This is a genomic window from Pseudomonas sp. Z8(2022) (assembly GCF_025837155.1).
GTDB lineage: Bacteria > Pseudomonadota > Gammaproteobacteria > Pseudomonadales > Pseudomonadaceae > Aquipseudomonas.
In genome coordinates, this window is the sequence record NZ_CP107549.1 from 2,073,486 (window position 1) to 2,096,884 (window position 23,399).

Here is a 23,399-nt window from a genome sequence, read left to right on the forward strand (position 1 = left end):
TGAGGCCGCGATGGTAACAAAGGCCGATTATGCGGCTAAATAACTAAGATCATTGTTGTACTTACTCATGGTTATAAGAAGGCCGCATTGCGCGAGCAAAGCCCAGCGGCTAGAGTGCCGGCTCCTTTTTTGTCTCAAGCGAGGAGTGGCCTGTGGAAATCGCGTGTCTCGACCTGGAAGGCGTACTGGTCCCGGAAATCTGGATCGCATTTGCGGAAAAAACCGGCATCGAGTCGCTCAAGGCGACCACCCGCGACATTCCCGATTACGACGTGCTGATGCAGCAGCGCCTGCGCATCCTCGATGAGCACGGTCTGAAGCTGAAGGACATTCAGGACGTGATCGCCACGCTCAAACCGCTCGAGGGTGCCGTGGAGTTCGTCGACTGGTTGCGTGAGCGCTTCCAGGTAGTGATTCTCTCGGACACCTTCTACGAGTTCTCCCAGCCGCTGATGCGCCAGCTCGGTTTCCCGACCCTGCTGTGCCATCGCCTGATTACCGACGAGAATGATCGCGTAGTCAGCTACCAGCTGCGCCAGAAGGATCCCAAGCGTCAGTCGGTCATTGCCTTCAAGAGCCTGTATTACCGTGTGATCGCGGCGGGCGATTCGTATAACGACACCACCATGCTCAGCGAGGCCCACGCCGGCATCCTGTTCCATGCGCCGGATAACGTCATCCGCGAGTTTCCGCAGTTCCCGGCGGTGCACACTTATGAGGATCTGAAGCAGGAATTCCTCAAGGCATCGAACCGAAAACTGAGCCTGTAAGGCCGATGAAATAAAAAAAACGCCGCGGTTTCGCGGCGTTTTCGTTAAGCCTGTCTGTTCGGCAGACGCTCCAGAGCCTCCAACAGCACTTTCACCTTGGTGATCGACTCCTGGTATTCGGCCTGCCAGTTGGAGTCGGCGACGATGCCGCCACCGCCCCAGCAACTGACCTTGCCATCCTTGACCAGCAGGCTGCGGATGGCGATGGAGCTGTCCATCTCGCCGCGCACGTCGAGATACAGCATGGATCCGCAGTAGAGCCCGCGCCGGGTCGGCTCCAGTTCGTCGATGATCTGCATCGCGCGGATCTTCGGCGCGCCGGTGATTGAGCCGCCGGGGAAACTGCCAGCGATCAGGTCCAGCGCATCCCTGTCGGACGCCAGTTCGGCGGTCACGCAACTGACCAGATGATGCACGTTGGTGTAGCTTTCCAGGGCGAACAGTTCCGGCACCTTGACCGAGCCGATTCGGCAGCTCCGGCCGAGATCGTTGCGCAGCAGGTCGACGATCATCAGGTTCTCCGCGCGATCCTTGCGGCTGGCCAGCAGCTCCTGCGCCTGCGTCTGATCATCCTCGGCGTCATTGCCGCGGCGCCGGGTGCCCTTGATCGGGCGGGTTTCCACCTGGCCTGCGCTGACCTTGAGAAAGCGTTCAGGCGACAGACTGAGAATCGCGTCGTCACCACCCAGGCTCTGAAAACCCGAGAACGGCGTGGGACAGGCCTGACGCAGCGCCAGGTAAGCCGTCCAGGGATCGCCTTCGCAGGGAGCCTGAAAGCGCTGGGCGAAATTCACCTGATAACAGTCACCGGCGAGGATATAGCCCTGGATGCGTTCGATCGCCTGGCGATAGCGATGCGGGTCGATATCCGCATGAAACGGCTGGGTCAGCCGGAAGGGGCGCTCCTGCTCGCTGGCCGGCGCCTCGAATAGCGCCAGCAGGCGCTGCCGCTCGGTTTCTGGCAGCGCCGGATGAAACAGCAGCGCACTGCTGCCGAGCTGATGATCGCTGATCAGTGCCCAAGCATAGAGACCGAAGCGTGCATCGTCGAGCCCAAGATCATCGACGCTCCGCTCGGGCAGTGCTTCCAGGCGGCGACCGAAATCGTAGGACAGATAACCGATCAGGCCTCCGACGAATGGCAACTCCTGAACCTCTGGCGCTTCGGCTTGACCAAGGCTCTGGAGCGCGTTTCGCAGGCGTTGCAGAAATCCGTTGGCCGATTCGTCGGGCGCTGGCGCCAGTTCTGCCAATGGCCAGGCGCTCATAAGGTCATAGCGTCCACGCTCGGCATGCGGGCGCCCGGCATCCAGCAGCACTGCGCCTGGTGCCTGGCGAATGCGCCGGAAGTAATCACTGGGGTCTGGCCGGTAAGGAAGAGGGTGCAGGGAGCAACTGGGCATGCGTGGCAGTCAGAAGAGAGGAAAGGGCGATTGTAGTCCGGCGTCAACATTCATCCTAGAGCTCGGCCGGGTCAACTCGGCTGCGTTCGGCTGACCCGGATGGCTGCGCGCCAGGACATTGGATGTAGAGCTGTTTCCGCTTGAGTCGGAAACGGGAGCCAGTGCCAGAACAATAACTTGCAAGGAGATCCGGACCATGGATGTAGTGACAGCTCTAGCCGCTGGAAGCCTGCTGCCTTGGCAATTGTCGGCGCCTCAGGCACCTGTCGAGCGTCTGCCAAGACCTCAGGTAGAAGCCGTGCTTTCGGCTCATCCTCATGCCCGGCTCGTGCTGTTCTGCGCGCCGGCAGGTTTCGGCAAGACCACTGCACTGGCGATGCTGGCCGAGCAGCGCCGCAACGCCGGAAGTGCGATTGTCTGGCTGTCGCTGGGCACCGACGACGATGAGCCGGTCCGTTTCTTCCTGCAACTGATCGAAGTACTGGGCCGTGTACGCCCCGGCGTGGGTGACGACGCCCTGGGCTACCTGCGCAATACCCTGCGCGCGCCGGTCGAGGCGGTGATGGACAGTCTGTTGCTGGATCTGACCCAGAGTCCCGAGCCCCTGCTGCTGGTGCTCGATGATCTGAACTTGATTCAGAACAGCGAGGTGCTTGCCGCGCTTGATCGTCTGGTCAGGCTGGCACCCCCGCATTTCACCCTGGCCGTCGGCAGTCGTTCGCAACCGGCCCTGAGTCTGGCGACCTTGCGTGCCAAGGGCCTGCTACTCGAACTGGGCAGCGATGAGCTCAGGCTCGACCCGGACGAGACCCGCAGCTATCTGGAACGCTGCGGCCTGCAACTGGACCCCGAGATGCTCGGCGCCCTTTACAGCCGCACTGAGGGCTGGATGGCCGGAGTACACCTGGCCAGCCTGTGGCTGCGCAATCACCCGCAATCGCCGGAGCGCCTGGCCGAGCTGGGTGCCGACAGGCATGCACTCGGTGATCACCTGTTGCGTTCGGTATTCGAACAGTTGCCGATCGAGCGCCAGGAACAATTGCTGGCGCTGGGCGTGGCACAGCAGCTCAATGGCGATCTGGCCAATGCGTTGACCGGGCGGCAGGACGGACAGCAACTGCTGGAAGAGCTGGAAGCCATGCAGCTGTTCCTGCTGCCAATGGACCGTGAACGCCAGTGGTATCGCTTCCATAACCTGTTCGCCGAGTTCCTGCGCGGCCGCCTCAGGGAGCGCGATCCGGAGCGCTTCAGGCAGCTGCACTTCAATGCCAGCCTGTGGTTCACCAATCACCACATGCAGAACCTGGCCATCGAGCACGCCTGTCTGGCCGAGGATGCCGAGATGCTCGCCGCGCTGCTCGACGGCTGTGGGCCGGAGCTGATCAATCGCGGCCAGTTGAACCTCATCTACAAGTGGCGTCAGCACGTCCCGGACGAAATCGCCGGACGTTTCCCGATGCTGGTACTCGCCGATGTCTGGACCCGTGCGACAGAGCTGGGGCTGAACGAGGCCAATCGCCTGCTCGACGAGCTGCTGCAGCGTTGGGGGGAATCGCCGGGCAGCGGACCGCTGAGCGACAGGGGCCTGGCCACGCTGGCCATCAAGGCGGTGATCGCGCTGCAGAAGGATGATCTGGAGGGCTGCGTCGGGCTGGCCCGGTGTATCGAGGCGCAGCTTGGGCAACATGCCGCGTTCCTCGAAGTGGCAATTCTCACGCTTGGCGCACTGGCCAATGTCATGCTCGGGCAGGCCGAAGCCGCGCGCAAACTGCTGGCGCTGGCGCAGCAGCGCAATCACTTCCTTGAAGGTCGCTATCTGGACATGCAACTGGCCAACGTCGAGGTACTCCTTTGCCTGGAGCAGGGGCGGGTAAAGCAGGCGCACCTGTTGTTCGAACAGTTGCGTGGGCGGGTAATGCCCGGGTTCGGCGATCAGTCCCGCGCCCTGGCATTGCCGACCATCAGCGAGTCACTGATCGCTTATCACCAGGGCCGCCTGGACGGACTGCCGGATCGCCTGCGCTGGGCTCTGTGCGCGGTCGACGTGATCAACCCGATCGATCTATACGCTCAGGCAATGCTTTGCCTGGCACGAGTTCAACGCCTGCGGGAGGCGCCGAAAGAGGCGCTGGCGATCCTGGTGTCGATGCAGAACCTGGCAGCCCGCAACCATTCCTGGCGTTTTTACGTGCAGGCGGTGGGGGAGGAGATTGCGCTCATCCTTCAGGAGCCGGCGGCTGACCGCAGCAGACGCGCGGAGCAGCGGCTGAAGTCGGTAGATTGGGCCAAGCTGGCTGCACTTTACAAGCAGCGAAGCTTCAACCCGGTGTCATGGACCCTTGGCCTGACTCGTATACGTCTGCAGCAGGCACGTGGGCATTACAGTGAAGCGCTGCATGAAATTACCCAGCTACGTGGCCAGTTGCAGAGCGGCTGGCATGGATTGCATCGCTTGCGCCTGGATCTGCTCGCGGCGTTGAGCTATCAGCGTCTGGGCTACCAGGAGCGTTCGCAAAACCTGCTGGTGCAGTGCCTGATAAGCGCGGAGCGGGAGGAGGCGCGCAGCCTGTTCCTGGAGGAGGGCGAGGCCATCCGCCAACTGCTGCAGCAACTGGAGTCTGCCGAGCGTCAGCCGGCGTTGCAGGCATTCATCCGCAGCGTGCTGAGCGCCTGGCCTGGCCGGGACTCGCGTCAGGTCCCGGAGGTATTGGAAGAGGGGCTGACCGAGCGTGAGCGCGAAGTGGTCTACCTGGCTGCCACGGGCATGTCCAACGAGGAAATCGGTCGGCAGCTGGCGCTGGCCCTGGGCACTGTCAAATGGCATCTGCACAACATCTACGACAAGCTCAAGGTGCGTAATCGCACTCAAGCCATCCGCCGTGCCCGTGAGTTGAGCCTACTGGAATCATGAACAGTCACAGTCCGTTACGCCAATCCACTGTTCCACTGCTGCTCCCCACCAAGCTCTATCCTGCCTATGCCGAGGGGGCGCCGCTGCTGGAGCGCTCGGCCCTGCTCGAACGCCTGCTGGAGGCTCGTGGGCAACGTCTGATCCTGCTCAGCGCGCCGGCCGGTTTCGGCAAGAGTGCCGTACTCAGCCAACTGCGCAAGCGTTTGCAGGCCCAGGGCGTGCGCGTTGCCTGGCTGTCCTGCGATGAGAGTGACAGCGAGCCGGCGCGGCTTGTGCAATATCTGGTAGCGGCAATCGCCGCGGTCTACCCCGGCTTCGGCAACAGGGCCACGGCATTGCTACAGGGTGAGGTCAGCTGGCCGATCGAGGCGGTCATCGATGCGTTTCTCGATGACCTCAGGGGCCTGTCGCAAGACTTCTATCTGATGCTCGACGACTTCCACCGTATCCGTCATCCCTCAATCGGCGAGAGTTCGCGTTATTTGCTCGAGCGCCTGCCCCAACAGGTGAAGCTGGTGGTCAGCACCCGCCACCAGCCGCGCTTTCTTCCTGCATTCGGCGGCCGGGCCTTCTGGCTCAAGGCCGAGGATCTGCGGCTGTCCCGGGCCGAGACAGCCGCCTATTTTCGCGATCTCAAGGGGCTCGTTCTCGAGGAACGCGAGCTTGACCAGCTGCATGCCCGCACGGAAGGCTGGATCACCGCGCTGCACCTGGCGGCGCTGACCTTGCCGCGCCAGCAGAATCGTGCGGCCTTTCTCGCCGGTCTGTCAGGCACCGAGCGCAATATCGCCGATTATCTGGCCGAAGATGTGGTGGCGAGCCTGCCTGACGACATGCAGCTGTTTCTCGATCAGACCTCGGTGCTCGACGAATTCAATGCCGAACTGTGCAACGCCCTGACCGGGCGCCAGGATGGGCTGGACATGCTGCGTCGTCTGCAGGGCGAGCAACTGTTCGTGATTCCCCTGGACGAGCAGGGCGAATGGTTCCGTTACCATCACCTGTTCGCCGAGTTCCTCCAGGGGCGCCTGCACAAGCGCGGTGACTGCGCCCATCTGCTGCACGCCGCTGCGCGCTGGTGCGAAAGTCACGACTTTGCCGACAGGTCGATCAGGTACGCCCTGCGCGCCCGTGATTACGCCTTTGCCGCCGAATTGCTGGGGCGTCAGGGTGCGCGGCTGATTGCCGGCAACCGGGTGTACGGCATTCTCGCCATCCTCAAGGAAATTCCGCCGCCGGTGATCACCGAGCAGCCGGTATTCCAGATCTTCTATGCCTGGCAGCTGGCTTTCGAGCAGAAATTCGCCGAGTCCGAGGCATTGATCGAGGAAGTCAGTACGCGCCTGACTCAGGGGGGCAGCAGGGGTATTCATTTGGGGCTGATCGAGCTGCTGGCTGCCGCCCAGGTGCTCAAGGCGCTGGTGCTGCTCTATCAGGACAAGCTCGAGGCCTGTCTCAAGGTCGCGAGCCACTGGTTGGCGCTGGTACCACAGAATCAGCCGGTATTCCGCGCCAGCCTGGCCTGCGTGCAGGCCGCGGCATTCGCCCTGCTGGGCGAATTTGGCGAGGCGGCCAAGGCGATTGCCGTCGCCCGGGAGAGCTTGCGCGAGTGTGAAAGCGAATACCTGCACGTGATGGCCAGCCTGATCGAGGCGCTGATCTGCAAGGAATATGGTGAGCTGGAGCGCGGGCGGGCGCTGGCGGAGGCTGCCCGGGCGAGGGTGGCGCAGGTCTTCGGGCGACGCAGTCGGGTCGGTGGACCGCTGGGGCTGGCGTATGCCGATCTGTTGTACGAGCAGGATCGTCATGGTGCGATCCTTGCCGAACTGCCTTTGGCCACGACCTGGCGCGACGTGGCCACACCGGTGGAGTTGATCAGCCGCGGCAAACTGGTCATGGCGCGTGCCCGCTTCTTCGCCGGAGCGGCAGAGCAGGGGCTGGAGGACCTGGACGAGTGGCTGGACGACCTTCAGGGGCCGGGCTATGAACGGGTCTATGCCATAGCCATGGGTTGCAAGGTGCAATTTCTGTTGTGGTTGCGTCGGCCCAACGAGGCGCAGCGCATCTACCTGCAGCTGGAGCGTCACATCACAGCCCTGCCGGTCGAGCGCTATGGCGATGCCCATACCGCATTGGTGTTGAGCGAGGCGCGCCTGGCACTGGGCGAGCGCAGGGCGGAAAAGGCCCAGGCCAGCCTGGAGGCCTGTCTGGCCAGGCAGGGCGACGATCACCAGCGTGACCGGCGCCTGCGCCTGAGCCTGTTGCTCGCCGTGGCGTTCTGGCGCAAGGGCAACAGCGACAAGGCTTTCGCGCTGTTTGGTGCGACGCTGGAGGAGGCCTGGCAATGCGGCTACCGACGTCTGTTCCAGGACGACGCGCTGTGGTTGCTACCGCTCTGGGATGCCTGGAAAGGCGCGGAACCCAAACGCGCCGCTGCCTGGCAAGGTGTTGCCGAAACGCTGCGCGAACAATGCCGAAGGCTGTCCATCGATCCCGCAAGCTTCGAGGAAAATCAGGATGTCAGTCATCGGGAGCGGGAGATACTGCGACTCGTGGCCGCCGGTCTGTCGAATCGTGATATCGCCCAGGCGGTGCACCTGTCCGAAGCCACCATTAAATGGCATCTGCATAACCTGTTTTCCAAGTTGGGCGTACGCAGCCGCACTCAAGCCGTGCTCAAGGGCAAGAGCCAGGGGCTGCTGAGCGAAGCATGAGGACTGGGATCATCGCCTGGATGGGCTGGTAATCGAGTGAGCGGCTTGTAGCCGGAGGCCCTGGCGTGTATCGAAGCCGCCCCTGGTGTCACCAGGGGGCACAAGGGCTGGCGGCGGTCGTGCTGTGAGCGAGTTGTAGATCGCGCCAGTTACTGATGATCTGGCGCGACACCTACGACAGTCAGACTTCCTTGCTGGCGATGTGGCCGAACAGCTCCTGGGAGAAACGCACGCGCTCTTCGGCGGTTTCCTGGATGCCCTTGGCCTTCAGTTCTTCCAGGCGCGCTTCCACGGCGTGGGCACGATGGGTCAGGCCGCAGTCGTTGGCGATCTGGATGTTCAGACCGGGGCGGGCGTTGAGTTCCAGAATCAGCGGGCCCTTGTCCTGGTCCAGCACCATGTCCACACCGATGTAGCCCAGACCGCACAGCTCGTAGCAGCCAGCTGCGAGCTTCATGAAGCCATCCCAGTTCGGCAGTTGCACACCGTCCACCGCATTGGTGGTGTCCGGGTGCTTGCTGATCTTGTTGTTCAGCCAGGTTCCGCGCAGGGTCACGCCGGTGGCCAGGTCCACACCCACGCCGATGGCGCCCTGGTGCAGGTTGGCCTTGCCGTTGGACTGACGGGTCGGCAGGCGCAGCATGGCCATCACCGGGTAACCCATCAGCACGATGATGCGGATATCCGGTACGCCTTCGTAGCTGATGCTCTTGAAGATAGTGTCCGGGGTCACGCGGTATTCGATCAGCGCGCGGTCACGGTGACCACCCAGCGAATACAGGCCGGAAAGGATGCTGGAAATCTGCTGCTCCAGCTCGTCGTGGCTGACGATCTTGCCCGATACCGTCTTGAAGCGATCCTCGAAACGGTCGGCGATGACCATGATGCCGTCACCGCCGGCGCCTTGCGCCGGCTTGATGACGAAGTCATTGCGCCCGGCGATGATCTCGTCGAGCTTGTCGATTTCCTTCTCGGTTTCGATGATGCCGTACAGTTCCGGCACGTCGATGCCGGCCTGGATGGCCCGTTCCTTGGTGATGATCTTGTCGTCGACGATGGGGTACAGATGCCGTTTGTTGTACTTCAGCACATAGTCCGCATTGCGCCGGTTGATGCCCATGATGCCTTTGGCTTCAAGGGCCTTCCACGTCTTGATCAGGCCGAACATGGTCTTAGTCCTTGAGGAAGGCTTTGAAACGGAACAGTTCGGTCAGGCGGTAGCCGCGGTAGCGACCCATCGCCAGCATGAAGCCCACCAGGATCAGCAGTACGGCCGGGAAGGTGAAGACGAAGTACACCAGTTCCGGCACGCTCATCAGCAGATGCGCGATGGTGGCGGCGAACAGGGTGCCGATGGCGACCTTGAAGGCGTGACCGCCGCCACGTTCTTCCCAGGTGATCGACAGGCGTTCGATGGTCATGGTCAGAATCACCATCGGGAACAGCGCTACCGACAGACCGCGCTCCAGGCCCAGCTTGTGGCTGAACAGGCTGATGGTGGCAATCAGTACCACGACGAAGGTCAGCACCACCGAAAGGCGCGGCAGCATCTGCAGCTTCAGGTGTTCCAGATACGAGCGTAGCGACAGGCCCAGCGCAGTGATGATGGTGAAGAGGAAGATACCGAAGCCCAGCTGGGTCTCACGGAAGGCCAGGGCGATCAGCACCGGGGTGAAGGTCCCCAGGGTCTGCAGGCCGCCGAGGTTGCGCAGGATCAGAATGACCAGCACGCCGATGGGGATCATCACCATGATCATGAAGGTCTGCTGGGTCTGCAGCGGCAGACCGTACAGCGAGTACTCGAGGAAGCTGGCGTCGGTGTTCTCGTCGGTCAGTTTGGCCAGGCGAATGGCGTTCATCTCGCTGTTGTTCAGGCTGAAGCTGACCTGCGCCTGGCGACCGCCTTCGAGGCTGACCAGTTCACCGTCACCGATCCACCACACCAGACGGTCGGCGGGCAGACCCTGTTCACCGGTTTCCGGGTTGAAGTAGAGCCACTTCTGGCCGTTGAAGCTGCGCAGCCACAGCTCCGGCGCCTGAGCTACTTCGGCCTGCAGGCGAATGGTGTGTACGCGCTCCATCGGTACGTGGGCGATGGACAGCAGCAGGTCGATGACCTTGGCCTTGTTGACGGTCGACGCGTCGCCGCCCAGCAGCAGCTTGACGTTGTCGTCGGTGACATTGTTGACGCGCTTGATGGTCTCGCTGATGAAGGTTTCGACGTCCGCCGAGTGCTGGCGGATCGGCGCCAGCAGGGCTTCGGCAGCTATCTTCTCGGCGCCCTCGACCGCGATGCTGTCACGGAAGATCGGCCCCTTGGCCGGCGTCTGCTCACCGCTGTAACGCTTGGTCAGAACCAGGCGGTAGTAGAGGGTCTGCTTGCCGTTGGCGCGGCGGGCCGACCAGGTGACGCGGCGATTGCCGTCGACACGGTTGACGCTGACACCGTAGTTGTTGGAGATGAAGCTCTCGTTGAGGCTCACGTAGTCCTGGTTCAGTGGCGGCACGAACATCTGCAGCTTCACCGGCTCGCGCGGCGTCGCCTGGAACTCGACCTTGGCGTCGATGTTCCACAGATCATCGGTCTCGTCCTCGGTCACCGGGATGCCGAGAATGAAGATTTGGTATGCCGTAATCAGAACGCCCAGGGTCACCAGCAGGGTGATCAGGACTTTCAGATGCAGGTTCAGAGAGCGCATGGGAATTACTCGCCAGGGGTTGCGTCGTCGGTGCAGTCGGGTTTGCCGGCCGCGTATTTAAGGCTTGGATCGACCATGGCCTCGAAGTGCTTGAGCGCTTCGGAGCCAATCAGAAGCGGGTATTGGAATGCGCTTCGGTCGGTCAAGTTCACTTCGATAGTGCGCAGGGTCTGTCCCATGCACAGTTCAAGGTCGATTACCGGGCGTGCGGTGTAGGTCTTGTCTTCATCGGGATCGATGTCGCCCGCGCGCCGCTTGATCTTGCTGATGCGCGCCAGCGGACGTTCGATGGTCTGCTCGTTGGCGCCATTGATGGCCAGCACGAAACGCACCCAGGTTTCTCCGTCACGCTTGAAGCGCTTGATGTTGCGAGCACTGAGGGATGCGGTCTTGGCCCCGGTGTCGAGCTTGGCCGCTACCTGCAGGTCGAGCTCTTCTATATGAATGTACTCGTTCAGGCCATAGATCGACTTGCCCAGGGCCAGAGCCGGGCAGGACAGCGTCAGCAGGCAGAGCAACGAGCAGAAGGGTTTCAGTCTCATGTGTCCTTGAGGGGGTATTGCCAGGGGCGGGTGAGCGACAGCGTATGGCGGCATCCTGCCATGTAACTGTCTGTCGGGAAGTCTAGCAGGCATGGCAAAAGGCATAAGCCGGGCTTGAGTGCGCGGATTCTACCATGGGGATTTTCCGTGCTGACAGCGGGTTATGTAGCTTTATGCAAGTTGGCTCAAGTCTTACCTGAGTGGCTGCGCAGAAAATATTGTCGACAATACTTTGGTCTGCTTTGACGAGGGTGGCTTTATGGCGTAGTTTTGTCGGCATTGATCATTGCTGGTGTCGACAATCATGCTGCTCGAATCAGATGTAACCGCCACGCCGCAGGTGGATTCGGAGACGCTCTCCGAGCATGTCTTCCGTTTGATCCAGGCTGCCATCGTCAAGGGCGAGATTGCTCCGGGCAGCAAGATCTCCGAGCCGGAGCTGGCGCGAACCTACGGCATCAGTCGTGGGCCGCTACGCGAGGCGATCCATCGCCTGGAAGGGCAGAAGCTCCTGGTGCGCGTGCCGCATGTGGGGGCGAGGGTGGTGTCGCTCAATCATGCCGAATTGATCGAACTCTACGAGATTCGCGAGTCCCTCGAAGGCATGGCCTGTCGTCTGGCTGCCGAGCGCATGAGCCAGGCCGAGATCGACGAGTTGCGCCGGGTGCTGGAGCTGCACGAGCAGGACGCGGCATTCAAGGCCGGGGTCGGCTATTACCAGCAGGAAGGCGACTTCGACTTCCACTACCGGATCATTCAGGGCAGCGGCAACCGTACCCTGGCCAAGCTGCTGTGTGACGAGTTGTACCAGCTGGTGCGCATGTACCGCCTGCAGTTTTCCGCGACGCCCAACCGGCCGCGCCAGGCCTTTGCCGAACACCACCGCATTCTCGATGCCATCGCCGACCGTGACGGCGAACTGGCCGAACTGCTGATGCGCCGCCACATCGGCGCCTCCAAGCGCAATATCGAGCGCCACTACCAGGAAGCGCTCGCCACTCCCGCCACGACACGAGGTGAGTCATGACTCAGAACACCGCCGGCCAGCGTTTCCGCCAGGCCCTTGCAATCGAGACCCCGTTGCAGGTCATCGGCGCGATCAACGCCAACCATGCACTGCTGGCCAAGCGCGCGGGCTTCCGTGCCATCTACCTGTCCGGCGGTGGCGTGGCTGCCGGTTCCCTGGGCCTGCCGGATCTGGGGATCAACACTCTGGACGACGTGCTCACCGATGTTCGCCGCATCACCGATGTCTGCGACCTGCCGCTGCTGGTGGACATCGACACCGGCTTCGGCCCCAGCGCCTTCAACATCGAGCGTACCGTCAAGAGCCTGATCAAGGCCGGCGCTGCTGCTGCTCATATCGAAGACCAGGTCGGCGCCAAGCGCTGCGGTCACCGTCCCGGCAAGGAAATCGTTTCCACCGAGGAGATGGTTGACCGCGTCAAGGCTGCCGCCGATGCCAAGACCGATCCGGACTTCTTCCTTATTGCCCGTACCGATGCCATCCAGGCCGAGGGCGTGGACGCCGCCATCGAACGCTGCAAGCGTTATGTCGAAGCTGGTGCCGATGGCATCTTCGCCGAGGCCGCCTATGACCTGCCCACCTACGAGCGCTTCGTCAAGGAACTGAACGTACCGGTGCTGGCCAACATCACCGAATTCGGTTCCACGCCGCTGTTCACCCGTGATGAGCTGGCCTCGGTCGGCGTGGCCATTCAGCTCTATCCGTTGTCGGCCTTCCGTGCGGCGAACAAGGCAGCGGAAAGTGTCTACACCTCGATTCGTCAGAATGGTCACCAGAAAGACGTCATCAATTTGATGCAGACCCGAGTCGAGCTGTACGACCGTATTGGCTATCACGCCTTCGAGCAGAAGCTCGACGCGCTGTTTGCCGCCGGCAAGAAGTAAAACAAGAACAAGGATTCGAGGAGATAACCATGAGCGCCACCGAAACTACCCCGGGCTTCAAGCCGAAGAAATCCGTCGCCCTCTCCGGTACCGCCGCCGGCAACACTGCGCTGTGCACCGTCGGTCGTACCGGCAATGACCTGCACTACCGGGGCTACGACGTACTGGATTTCGCCAATCGCTGCGAGTTCGAGGAGATCGCCCACCTGCTGGTGCATGGCAAGCTGCCCAACGTCGCCGAACTGGCCGGCTACAAGGCCAAGCTCAAGGCCCTGCGCGGCCTGCCGGCCGGGGTCAAGGCGGCGCTCGAACAACTGCCTCCGTCGGCGCACCCGATGGACGTGATGCGCACAGCCGTGTCCGTGCTCGGCTGCCTGGCGCCGGAAAAGGATGACCATAACCATCCGGGCGCCCGCGATATCGCCGACAAGCTGATGGCGTCCCTCGGCTCGGCACTGCTGTATTGGTACCACTACAGCCACAACGGCAAGCGCATCGAGGTAGAAACCGACGATGACTCCATCGGCGGTCACTTCCTTCATCTATTGCACGGCGAGAAACCACGCGAGTCCTGGGTGCGTGCCATGCACACCTCGCTCAACCTGTACGCCGAGCACGAGTTCAACGCTTCGACCTTCACTTCGCGAGTGATCGCCGGCACCGGCTCGGACATGTATTCCTGCATTGCCGGCGCCATTGGTGCGTTGCGCGGGCCCAAGCACGGCGGCGCCAACGAGGTGGCCTTCGAGGTGCAGAAACGTTACGACAACCCGGACGAAGCCGAGGCCGACATCCGCGAGCGGGTAGGGCGCAAGGAAGTGGTGATCGGCTTCGGTCATCCGGTCTACACCGTGGCCGACCCACGCAACAAGGTGATCAAGGAAGTGGCCCGTGAGCTGTCCGTGGAGCAGGGCAACACCAAGATGTATGACATCGCCGAGCGCTTGGAAAGCGTGATGTGGGAAATCAAGAAAATGTTCCCCAACCTCGACTGGTTCAGCGCCGTGAGCTATCACATGATGGGCGTGCCCACCGCCATGTTCACTCCGCTGTTCGTCATCGCCCGTACCGCCGGCTGGTCCGCTCACGTCATCGAGCAGCGTATCGACGGCAAGATCATCCGCCCGAGCGCCAACTACACAGGCCCCGAGGACCTCAAGTTCGTGCCGCTCAAGGACCGTAAATAAAATGAACGACACCGTGAACAGCCAATACCGCAAGCGCCTGTCCGGCACTGCGCTGGATTACTTCGATGCCCGCGAGGCGGTCGAGGCGATCCAGGTCGGCGCCTGGAACAAACTGCCCTACACCTCGCGCGTACTTGCCGAGCAACTGGTCCGTCGCTGCGATCCGCAGGACCTTACCGCTTCGCTGGAGCAACTGGTCTATCGCAAGCGTGACCTGGACTTCCCCTGGTACCCGGCACGTGTGGTCTGCCACGACATTCTCGGGCAGACCGCGCTGGTCGACCTGGCCGGCCTGCGCGACGCCATCGCCGAGCAGGGCGGTGACCCGTCCAAGGTCAACCCGGTTGTGCCGACCCAGTTGATCGTCGACCACTCCCTGGCCGTAGAAGCACCGGGTTTCGACCCGGATGCCTTCGAGAAGAACCGCGCCATCGAGGATCGCCGCAACGAGGATCGCTTCCACTTCATCGACTGGACCAAGACCGCGTTCAAGAACGTCGACGTGATCCCGGCCGGCAACGGCATCATGCACCAGATCAACCTGGAGAAAATGAGCCCGGTGATCCAGGCGCGTGGTGGCATCGCCTTCCCCGACACCTGTGTCGGCACCGACTCGCACACCCCGCACGTCGACGCCCTGGGCGTGATCGCCATCGGTGTGGGCGGGCTGGAAGCCGAGACGGTGATGCTGGGGCATCCGTCGATGATGCGGCTGCCCGATATCGTTGGTGTCGAGCTGAGCGGCAAGCGCCAGCCCGGCATCACCGCCACCGATATCGTTCTGGCGCTGACCGAGTTCCTGCGCAAGGAGCGAGTGGTGGGGGCCTACGTCGAGTTCTTCGGCGAGGGCGCGGACAGCCTGTCCATCGGCGACCGCGCGACCATCTCCAACATGTGCCCGGAATACGGCGCCACCGCCTCGATGTTCTATATCGACGGCCAGACCATCGACTACCTCAAGCTCACCGGCCGCGAGCCGGAGCAGGTGGCGCTGGTAGAGAATTACGCCAAGACCCTCGGTCTGTGGAGCGATTCCCTGAAAACTGCCGAGTACGAGCGCGTGCTGCGTTTCGACCTGGGCAGCGTGGTGCGCAACATGGCCGGCCCGAGCAACCCGCATCGCCGTCTGCCGACCTCGGCGCTGGCCGAACGCGGCATTGCCGACGAAGCCAAACTGCAGGCCGGCAAGAGTGAGGAAGCCCAAGGGCTGATGCCCGATGGCGCGGTGATCATCGCTGCCATCACCAGCTGCACCAACACCTCCAACCCGCGCAACGTCATCGCTGCCGGTCTGGTTGCGAAGAAAGCCAACGCGCTGGGCCTGCTGCGCAAACCCTGGGTGAAGACGTCGTTCGCGCCAGGTTCCAAGGTCGCCAAGCTGTATTTGCAAGAAGCTGGTCTCTTGCCCGAGCTGGAGAAGCTCGGCTTCGGCATCGTCGCCTACGCCTGCACCACCTGCAACGGCATGTCCGGTGCGCTCGATCCGAAGATCCAGCAGGAAATCATCGACCGCGACCTGTACGCCACTGCCGTCCTGAGCGGCAACCGCAACTTCGACGGGCGCATCCATCCCTACGCCAAGCAGGCCTTCCTGGCTTCGCCGCCGCTGGTAGTCGCCTACGCCATCGCCGGTACCGTGCGCTTCGACATCGAGCAGGATGCGCTGGGCTTCGATGCCGATGGCAAGCCGATCACCCTGAAGGATCTGTGGCCGAGCGACGAGGAAATCGACGCCATCGTCGCTGCAAGCGTCAAGCCGGAGCAGTTCAAGCAGATCTACATTCCCATGTTCGATCTGGGCTCGGTGGAAGAGGCCAAGAGTCCGCTTTACGACTGGCGCCCGATGTCCACCTACATTCGCCGCCCACCGTACTGGGAAGGCGCGCTGGCTGGTGAACGCACCCTGCGCGGCATGCGCCCGCTGGCGATCCTGCCGGACAACATCACCACCGACCACCTGTCGCCGTCCAACGCCATCCTGGCAGACTCGGCTGCCGGTGAGTACCTGGCGAAAATGGGCCTGCCGGAAGAGGACTTCAACTCCTACGCCACCCACCGCGGTGACCACCTGACCGCACAACGCGCCACCTTTGCCAACCCGCAGCTGGTCAACGAAATGGCCGTGGTCGATGGGCAGGTGAAGAAGGGTTCGCTGGCTCGCGTCGAGCCGGAAGGCAAGGTGATGCGCATGTGGGAGGCCATCGAGACCTACATGAACCGCAAGCAGAACCTGATCATCATCGCCGGCGCCGATTACGGTCAGGGTTCGAGCCGCGACTGGGCGGCAAAGGGCGTGCGCCTGGCAGGGGTGGAGGTGATCGTCGCTGAAGGCTTCGAGCGTATCCACCGCACCAACCTGGTAGGCATGGGTGTGCTGCCGGTGGAGTTCAAGCCGGGCACCACGCGCCTGACCCTGGGTCTGGACGGTACCGAGACCTACGACGTGGAAGGCGACATTTCGCCGCGCTGCGACCTGACTCTGGTGGTCAATCGCCGCAACGGAGAGGTGGTGCGCGTGCCGGTTACCTGTCGCCTGGATACCGCGGCGGATGTCAGCGTGTACAAGGCCGGCGGCGTGCTGCAGCGTTTCGCCAAGGACTTCCTCAGCGGCGCGGTGGCCTGATGGCTGCCTCTCCCTTTTGCTGGGAGAGGCTTGGGGAGAGGGTGGCTCAGGCAGCTCGGAGCTTTCGAGTAGACCTTCTCTCCCTGGCTCCCCTCCCGTAAGCGGGAGAGGGGCGGCAATCGCATAGCCCGGATGCAATCCGGGGCAAGGTTGAATGATTCTTCCCGGAGCATCCGGGCTACTTTCAGGACTGCACTCATGGCCCATCTGCCGCAAGTGAGAATTCCCGCCACCTTTATCCGTGGCGGTACCAGCAAGGGCGTGTTCTTTCGCCTGCAGGATCTACCCGAGTCCTGTCGGGCGCCGGGCGAGGCTCGTGACAAGCTGTTCATGCGCGTGATCGGCAGCCCCGATCCCTATTCGGCGCACATCGACGGCATGGGCGGCGCCACTTCAAGCACCAGCAAGTGCGTGATCCTGTCGAAAAGCACTCGGCCGGATCACGACGTCGACTACCTCTATGGCCAGGTTTCCATCGACAAGGCCTTCGTCGACTGGAGCGGCAACTGCGGCAACCTGTCGACGGCGGCCGGTGCCTTCGCCATTCATGCCGGCCTGGTGAATCCTGCGCGGATTCCGGAAAACGGCACCTGCGTGGTGCGCATCTGGCAGGCCAACATTCAGAAAACCATCATCGCCCATGTGCCGGTCAGCAAGGGCCAGGTACAGGAAACCGGCGATTTCGAGCTGGACGGCGTGACCTTTCCGGCTGCAGAGATCGTGCTGGAGTTCCTCGATCCGTCCGACGATGGCGAGGAGGGTGGTTCGATGTTCCCCACCGGCAACCTGGTCGATGACCTCGACGTGCCGGGCATCGGCACCTTCAAGGCAACCATGATCACTGCCGGCATCCCGACGGTGTTCGTCAACGCCGAGGACATCGGCTATCGGGGTACCGAGCTGCGCGAAGACATCAATGGCGACCCGGTGCAACTGGCACGTTTCGAGCAGATCCGCATCGCCGGTGCGCTGCGCATGGGGTTGATCAAAACGGCCGAGGAGGCTGCGACACGTCAGCACACCCCGAAAATCGCCTTCGTCAGCCCGCCGAAGGATTACCGTACCTCCAGCGGCAAGGAGGTGAAGGCCACAGATGTCGATCTGCTGGTGCGTGCGCTGTCCATGGGCAAGCTGCACCACGCCATGATGGGTACCTGCGCGGTGGCCATCGGTACCGCAGCGGCGATTCCCGGCACACTGGTCAACCTGGCTGCCGGCGGCGGCGAGCGCGAGGCGGTGCGCTTCGGACACCCGTCCGGCACCCTGCGGGTTGGTGCGCAGGCCAAGCAGATCGATGGCCAGTGGACGGTGACCAAGGCGGTGATGAGCCGCAGCGCACGCATCCTGATGGAAGGCTGGGTACGCGTGCCGGGCGGAAGCTTCTGACGTGTGAAACTAGAAAAGGCTCGAAGTTTCGAGCCTTTTTCCTTTTAAAACATAGAGTTATAGGAATTACTTGAGGCGTCTTTCAACACCTTTCTCCACCAGAATCTTGGCCGAGATTTCCTCAACCGAGAAGTGCGTGGAGTTGATGAAGGCGATGCCCTCGCGGCGGAACAGGCTCTCGACCTCGCGCACTTCGAACTCGCATTGGGCGTAGCTGGCATAGCGGCTGTTCGGCTTGCGCTCATGGCGAATGGCGGTCAGGCGATCCGGGTCGATGGTCAGACCGAACAGCTTGTCGCGGTACTTCTTCAGCGACTCGGGAAGTTGCAGGCGCTCCATGTCGTCTTCGGTCAGCGGATAGTTGGCTGCGCGGATGCCGTACTGCATGGCCATGTACAGGCAGGTGGGCGTCTTGCCGCAGCGCGACACGCCGACCAGGATAAGGTCGGCCTTGTCGTAATAGTGAGTGCGTGCACCGTCATCGTTATCCAGGGCGAAGTTCACCGCTTCGATGCGTTCCATGTAGTTGGTGTGCTGGCCGATGGAGTGCGACTTGCCTACGGAGTAGGAGGAGTGCGAGCTCAACTCCTGTTCCAGAGGTGAGAGGAAGGTAGAAAAGATATCGATCATGAAACCATTCGCGGTATCGAGGATCGCACGAATATCGCGATTGACGATGGTATCGAAGATGATTGGACGTACACCGTCCCTTTCTGCGGCGCTATCGATTTGTTGTACCATTGCGCGCGCTTTTTCGACGCTGTCGATATACGGACGCGTCAGTTTGGTGAACTGAATGTTCTCGAACTGCGCGAGCAGACTCTGTCCCAGAGTTTCGGCCGTGATGCCGGTGCCGTCGGAGATGAAGAAAGCGGTTCGTTTCATTTGCGCCAAAGGCCTTAAGCTGAGTTCGATTCTTGGCTATGATAGGCCGCGTTTTTCGCCGGCCCCACGGGGTTCGGCATTGTTACTTATTCAAGGGCAAGGCCACAATCTTGCGGCAGTTCGTCGCCAGAGTATCCAGCCCCCAAGAATCTGTATGAGGCCGGCAGGCTGAAGCGTCGCTGGATTTACACAGATTCTGAGCTTTTCCAACACTCAGTGGAGAGATCACCTTGGTAGAGTACGTAGTTTCCCTCGATAAGCTCGGCGTCCACGATGTAGAGCATGTGGGGGGCAAGAACGCATCCCTCGGCGAGATGATCAGCAACCTGGCGGGTGCCGGCGTCTCGGTTCCCGGCGGTTTCGCCACTACGGCTCAGGCCTACCGCGACTTTCTCGAACAGAGCGGCCTGAACGCACAGATCCACGCGGCGCTCGACGCGCTCGACGTCGACGATGTCAACGCCCTGGCCAAGACCGGCGCCCAGATTCGCCAGTGGGTCATGGAGGCCGACTTCCCGGCCGAGCTGGACAAGCAGATCCGCGATGCCTTCGCCAGCATGAGCGCCGGCAACGACAACATGGCCGTGGCCGTGCGTTCCTCCGCCACCGCAGAAGACCTGCCGGACGCTTCCTTCGCCGGCCAGCAGGAGACCTTCCTCAACATCCGCGGCGTGGACAACGTGATCCGCGCCACCAAGGAAGTCTTCGCCTCCCTGTTCAACGACCGCGCCATTGCCTACCGTGTGCACCAGGGCTTCGATCACAAGCTGGTCGCGCTGTCCGCCGGCGTGCAGCGCATGGTGCGTTCGGAAACCGGCACCGCCGGCGTGATGTTCACGCTCGATACCGAGTCCGGCTTCCGTGACGTGGTATTCATCACCGGCGCCTACGGCCTCGGTGAAACCGTGGTGCAGGGCGCGGTCAACCCTGACGAATTCTACGTACACAAGCCGACCCTGGAAGCCGGCCGCCCGGCCATTCTGCGCCGCAACCTGGGCAGCAAGGCGATCAAGATGGTCTATGGCGACGAAGCCAAGGCCGGTCGTTCGGTCAAGACAGTTGAAGTCGACCGCGCCGAGCGCGCGCGCTTCTGCATCACCGATGCCGAGGTCAGCGAGCTGGCCAAACAGGCGATGATCATCGAAAAACACTATGGCCGCCCGATGGATATCGAGTGGGCCAAGGACGGTGACGACGGCAAGCTGTACATCGTGCAGGCCCGTCCGGAAACCGTTAAGAGCCGCTCCAGCGCCACCGTGATGGAACGCTATCTGCTGAAAGAGAAAGGCACCGTGCTGGTGGAAGGCCGCGCCATCGGTCAGCGCATCGGCGCCGGCAAGGTTCGCGTGATCCACGATGTGTCCGAGATGGACAAGGTGCAACCTGGCGACGTGCTGGTCTCCGACATGACCGACCCGGACTGGGAACCGGTGATGAAGCGCGCCAGCGCCATCGTCACCAACCGCGGCGGGCGTACCTGCCACGCGGCGATCATCGCCCGTGAGCTGGGTATTCCGGCTGTAGTCGGCTGCGGCAACGCCACCAGCGTGCTGAAGGATGGTCAGGGCGTGACCGTATCCTGCGCCGAAGGCGATACCGGTTTCATCTTCGAGGGCGAGCTGGGCTTCGACATCCGCAAGAACTCGGTCGATGCCATGCCCGAACTGCCGTTCAAGATCATGATGAACGTCGGCAACCCGGATCGTGCCTTCGACTTCGCTCAGCTGCCGAACGAAGGTGTGGGCCTGGCTCGTCTGGAATTCATCATCAACCGCATGATCGGCGTGCACCCGAAGGCGCTGCTGAACTTCTCCAGCCTGCCGCCGGAGATCAAGGACAGCGTCGAGAAACGCATCGCCGGTTATGGCGATCCGGTCGACTTCTATGTCGAGAAGCTGGTCGAGGGCATCAGCACCCTGGCCGCTGCCTTCTGGCCGAAGAAAGTCATCGTGCGTCTGTCGGACTTCAAGTCCAACGAATATGCCAACTTGATCGGCGGCAAGCTGTACGAGCCGGAAGAAGAGAACCCGATGCTGGGCTTCCGCGGCGCCTCGCGCTACATCAGTGAATCCTTCCGCGATTGCTTCGAGCTGGAATGCCGTGCGCTGAAGAAGGTGCGGGGCGAGATGGGCCTGACCAACGTCGAGATCATGGTGCCGTTCGTACGTACCCTGGGTGAGGCTTCGCAGGTGGTGGATCTGCTTGCCACCAACGGCCTGAAGCGCGGCGAGAATGGTCTGCGCGTCATCATGATGTGCGAACTGCCGTCCAACGCACTGCTGGCTGACGAGTTCCTCGAGTTCTTCGACGGCTTCTCCATCGGCTCCAACGACCTGACTCAGCTGACTCTGGGCCTGGACCGTGACTCCGGCATCGTCGCCCATCTGTTCGATGAGCGTAACCCGGCGGTGAAGAAGCTGCTGGCCAACGCCATCGCTGCCTGCAACAAGGCCGGCAAGTACATCGGCATCTGCGGTCAGGGCCCGTCGGATCACCCGGATCTGGCCAAGTGGCTGATGGAGCAGGGCATCGAGAGCGTCTCGCTGAACCCTGACTCGGTCCTCGACACTTGGTTCTTCCTGGCCGAGGCGCAGCCCGCCTGAGATCAGTAGGCGAAGCAGAAAAGGGCGGGTGATCCCGCCCTTTTTTCTGGTTGCTCCTGATGGTCGACCCAAGCCGTCGCCAGCGATTCGAAAATCGCTCCGGCGGTTTTTTATGAGTGTCGTTTCTCTTTGTGGCGCAGCGCCATTGCGGTTTTCCGATCCATGCAAAGCAGTAGTGAGCTTTTCCCCGTTGCTCTGATCAGCGCCGAACTACGTGGCGACCTGTGTGAAGATGTCTATCTTCTCAAGCCCAACAACAGTCCGGACTCCAGCGTCGAGCTGGCCCTGACCCGGGTGGGGCAGGCGGGCGCCGAAGGCGTGCGCGGTGTGCCGGTGGTCTTGCTGCATGGCAGTTTTTCCAACCGACGTTTCTGGTATTCGCCCAAGGGCATCGGTCTGGGCGCCTATCTGGCACGCGCCGGGTTCGACGTCTGGATCGCCGAGATGCGCGGTCATGGTCTGTCCCCGCGCAACGAAGGTTATCGGGACAACAACGTGGCGCGGTACGTGCGCTATGACCTGCCCGCCATCGCAGATTTCATCGTCGAGCAGACCGGACAGCCTGCGCACTGGATTGGTCACTCACTGGGCGGCGTGATCCTGGCGGCTGCGCTGGGCGGTGGTCATCTCGAGCCATCGCGCGCGCGCTCGGCCGCGTTGTTCGGCAGTCAGATCAGCCGCACCTACTGGCCGCTGAAGGTGCCGCCGGTGGAGTGGTGTGCGCGTCTGCTGTTGCGTGCCTTTCCCTATCTGTCCGGTCGCCGCCTGAAGCGCGGGCCTGAAGACGAGCCCATCGGCCTGGCACTGGAAACCCTGCGCTGGCTCAGGCTGTTCGGACGTTTCGGTGATGGTGACCGGGACTGGTGGGCAGGCCTCGCCCAGGTGCGCGTGCCGGTTCTGGCCGTGGCGGCGGCAGACGATGTTCAGGATCCCGCCTGGGCCTGCCGCAAACTTCTGGAGCAATGCAGTGTCGCGCCAAGGCAATTTCTGCTGCTGGGCAAGGACCAAGGTTTCACCTGCGACTTCGGGCATATCGAGATGCTGGTCAGCAAGGAGGCGCAGCGCGAGGTCTGGCCCCTGACCGCATACTGGCTGCAACACCTGCAACTGCCAGGGGAGTTCGTCGAGCAGGCCTCTGCGGCCGGTGCTTGAGCTGTGGTAACCGTTTCTTCGGCGGGGGCTTGGCGGTAAGATGTGACGCATCGTGCATCGATGGTCATTTCCGGGGCTGTCGTTTGCTTGCCGTTCATTCATGTCGAAAGGAGTTCTGTCATGCACTACGTCACCCCTGATCTGTGCGATGCCTACCCTGAGCTGGTTCAGGTCGTCGAGCCCATGTTCGCCAACTACGGTGGCCGCGATTCCTTCGGCGGGCAGATCGTCACCATCAAGTGCCACGAGGACAATTCGCTGGTGAAGGAGCAGGTCGATCAGCCTGGCCAGGGCAAGGTCCTGGTCGTTGACGGCGGCGGCTCGCTGCGTCGGGCGCTGCTGGGCGACATGCTCGCCGAAAAGGCGGCCAAGAACGGCTGGGAAGGCATCCTGGTATACGGCTGCATCCGTGACGTCGATGTCATCGCGCAGACCGATCTCGGCGTGCAGGCGCTGGCCAGCCACCCGATGAAGACCGACAAGCGTGGCATTGGTGACCTGAACGTGCCGGTCACCTTTGGTGGCGTGACCTTCAAGCCGGGTGAGTACCTGTATGCCGACAACAACGGTGTCATCGTCTCCCCGCAAGCGCTGAAAATGCCGGAATAAACCG

Annotated in this window: 16 protein-coding genes and 1 pseudogene; 11 read left to right on the top strand and 6 right to left on the bottom strand. The window is 62.2% G+C overall.

The window, feature by feature from the left end:
- Positions 1-152 precede the first annotated feature (152 nt).
- Positions 153-770, top strand: coding sequence for a bifunctional phosphoserine phosphatase/homoserine phosphotransferase ThrH (gene thrH, locus OEG79_RS09835; protein ID WP_197855819.1), 618 nt, complete (start codon positions 153-155; stop codon positions 768-770).
- Between the two features lie 44 nt (positions 771-814).
- Here the strand turns inward: thrH and pabB are convergent, their stop codons facing one another.
- Complete coding sequence (gene pabB, locus OEG79_RS09840; protein WP_264148537.1) at positions 815-2,173, bottom strand: aminodeoxychorismate synthase component I; 1,359 nt, start codon at positions 2,171-2,173, stop codon at positions 815-817.
- 196 nt (positions 2,174-2,369) lie between these two features.
- On the opposite strand from pabB, the gene OEG79_RS09845 reads away from it, so the two are divergent.
- Positions 2,370-5,084 (top strand): LuxR C-terminal-related transcriptional regulator, encoded by a 2,715-nt coding sequence (locus OEG79_RS09845; RefSeq protein ID WP_264148538.1) that lies wholly within the window; start codon positions 2,370-2,372, stop codon positions 5,082-5,084.
- Positions 5,081-7,798 carry a helix-turn-helix transcriptional regulator gene (locus OEG79_RS09850; protein WP_264148539.1) on the top strand — a complete coding sequence of 906 codons (2,718 nt, stop codon included), beginning with the start codon at positions 5,081-5,083 and terminating at the stop codon, positions 7,796-7,798. The genes OEG79_RS09845 and OEG79_RS09850 overlap by 4 nt, the downstream gene beginning before the upstream one ends.
- Positions 7,799-7,979: 181 nt before the next feature.
- Here OEG79_RS09850 and OEG79_RS09855 read toward each other — a convergent pair whose 3' ends face one another.
- From OEG79_RS09855 to OEG79_RS09865, 3 genes are read right to left on the bottom strand one after another with little or no spacing between them, the layout of a single operon-like run.
- Positions 7,980-8,966: an alpha-L-glutamate ligase-like protein gene (locus OEG79_RS09855; RefSeq protein ID WP_264148540.1), complete on the bottom strand. Its 987-nt coding sequence runs from the start codon at positions 8,964-8,966 to the stop codon at positions 7,980-7,982.
- Between the two features lie 4 nt (positions 8,967-8,970).
- Positions 8,971-10,497 (bottom strand): inactive transglutaminase family protein, encoded by a 1,527-nt coding sequence (locus OEG79_RS09860; protein ID WP_264148541.1) that lies wholly within the window; start codon positions 10,495-10,497, stop codon positions 8,971-8,973.
- A gap of 5 nt (positions 10,498-10,502) precedes the next feature.
- On the bottom strand, positions 10,503-11,039 hold the full coding sequence (locus OEG79_RS09865; RefSeq protein ID WP_264148542.1) for an ATP-dependent zinc protease: 537 nt from the start codon (positions 11,037-11,039) through the stop codon (positions 10,503-10,505).
- A gap of 304 nt (positions 11,040-11,343) precedes the next feature.
- Between OEG79_RS09865 and OEG79_RS09870 the strand changes: the two genes are divergently transcribed.
- From OEG79_RS09870 to prpF, 5 genes are all read left to right on the top strand, one after another.
- A complete protein-coding gene (locus OEG79_RS09870) occupies positions 11,344-12,066 on the top strand; it encodes a GntR family transcriptional regulator (protein ID WP_264148543.1) in 723 nt (240 codons plus the stop codon).
- Positions 12,063-12,950: a methylisocitrate lyase gene (gene prpB, locus OEG79_RS09875; protein ID WP_264148544.1), complete on the top strand. Its 888-nt coding sequence runs from the start codon at positions 12,063-12,065 to the stop codon at positions 12,948-12,950. The genes OEG79_RS09870 and prpB overlap by 4 nt, the downstream gene beginning before the upstream one ends.
- A gap of 29 nt (positions 12,951-12,979) precedes the next feature.
- Positions 12,980-14,137: a 2-methylcitrate synthase gene (gene prpC / locus OEG79_RS09880; protein WP_264148545.1), complete on the top strand. Its 1,158-nt coding sequence runs from the start codon at positions 12,980-12,982 to the stop codon at positions 14,135-14,137.
- A gap of 13 nt (positions 14,138-14,150) precedes the next feature.
- The gene (gene acnD / locus OEG79_RS09885; protein WP_264148704.1) at positions 14,151-16,760 is read left to right on the top strand and encodes a Fe/S-dependent 2-methylisocitrate dehydratase AcnD; all 2,610 of its coding nucleotides are present in this window, start codon (positions 14,151-14,153) and stop codon (positions 16,758-16,760) included.
- A 198-nt stretch (positions 16,761-16,958) separates the two neighbouring features.
- Positions 16,959-18,146: a 2-methylaconitate cis-trans isomerase PrpF gene (gene prpF, locus OEG79_RS09890; protein ID WP_264148546.1), complete on the top strand. Its 1,188-nt coding sequence runs from the start codon at positions 16,959-16,961 to the stop codon at positions 18,144-18,146.
- Between the two features lie 66 nt (positions 18,147-18,212).
- On the opposite strand, the gene OEG79_RS09895 is transcribed toward prpF, so the two are convergent.
- A complete protein-coding gene (locus tag OEG79_RS09895; RefSeq protein ID WP_264148547.1) occupies positions 18,213-19,031 on the bottom strand; it encodes a pyruvate, water dikinase regulatory protein in 819 nt (272 codons plus the stop codon).
- Between the two features lie 82 nt (positions 19,032-19,113).
- Positions 19,114-19,315: pseudogene (locus tag OEG79_RS21280) on the bottom strand (hypothetical protein).
- Here OEG79_RS21280 and ppsA point away from each other — a divergent pair.
- The 3 genes from ppsA to rraA all read left to right on the top strand — a co-directional run bounded on the left by ppsA (position 19,262) and on the right by rraA (position 23,395).
- A complete protein-coding gene (gene ppsA, locus OEG79_RS09900; RefSeq protein WP_264148548.1) occupies positions 19,262-21,634 on the top strand; it encodes a phosphoenolpyruvate synthase in 2,373 nt (790 codons plus the stop codon). The pseudogene OEG79_RS21280 and the gene ppsA sit on opposite strands and share 54 nt — an antisense overlap.
- Positions 21,635-21,796: 162 nt before the next feature.
- A complete protein-coding gene (locus tag OEG79_RS09905) occupies positions 21,797-22,786 on the top strand; it encodes a lysophospholipase (protein ID WP_264148549.1) in 990 nt (329 codons plus the stop codon).
- 120 nt (positions 22,787-22,906) lie between these two features.
- On the top strand, positions 22,907-23,395 hold the full coding sequence (rraA, locus tag OEG79_RS09910) for a ribonuclease E activity regulator RraA (RefSeq protein WP_264148550.1): 489 nt from the start codon (positions 22,907-22,909) through the stop codon (positions 23,393-23,395).
- Positions 23,396-23,399: the final 4 nt, after the last annotated feature.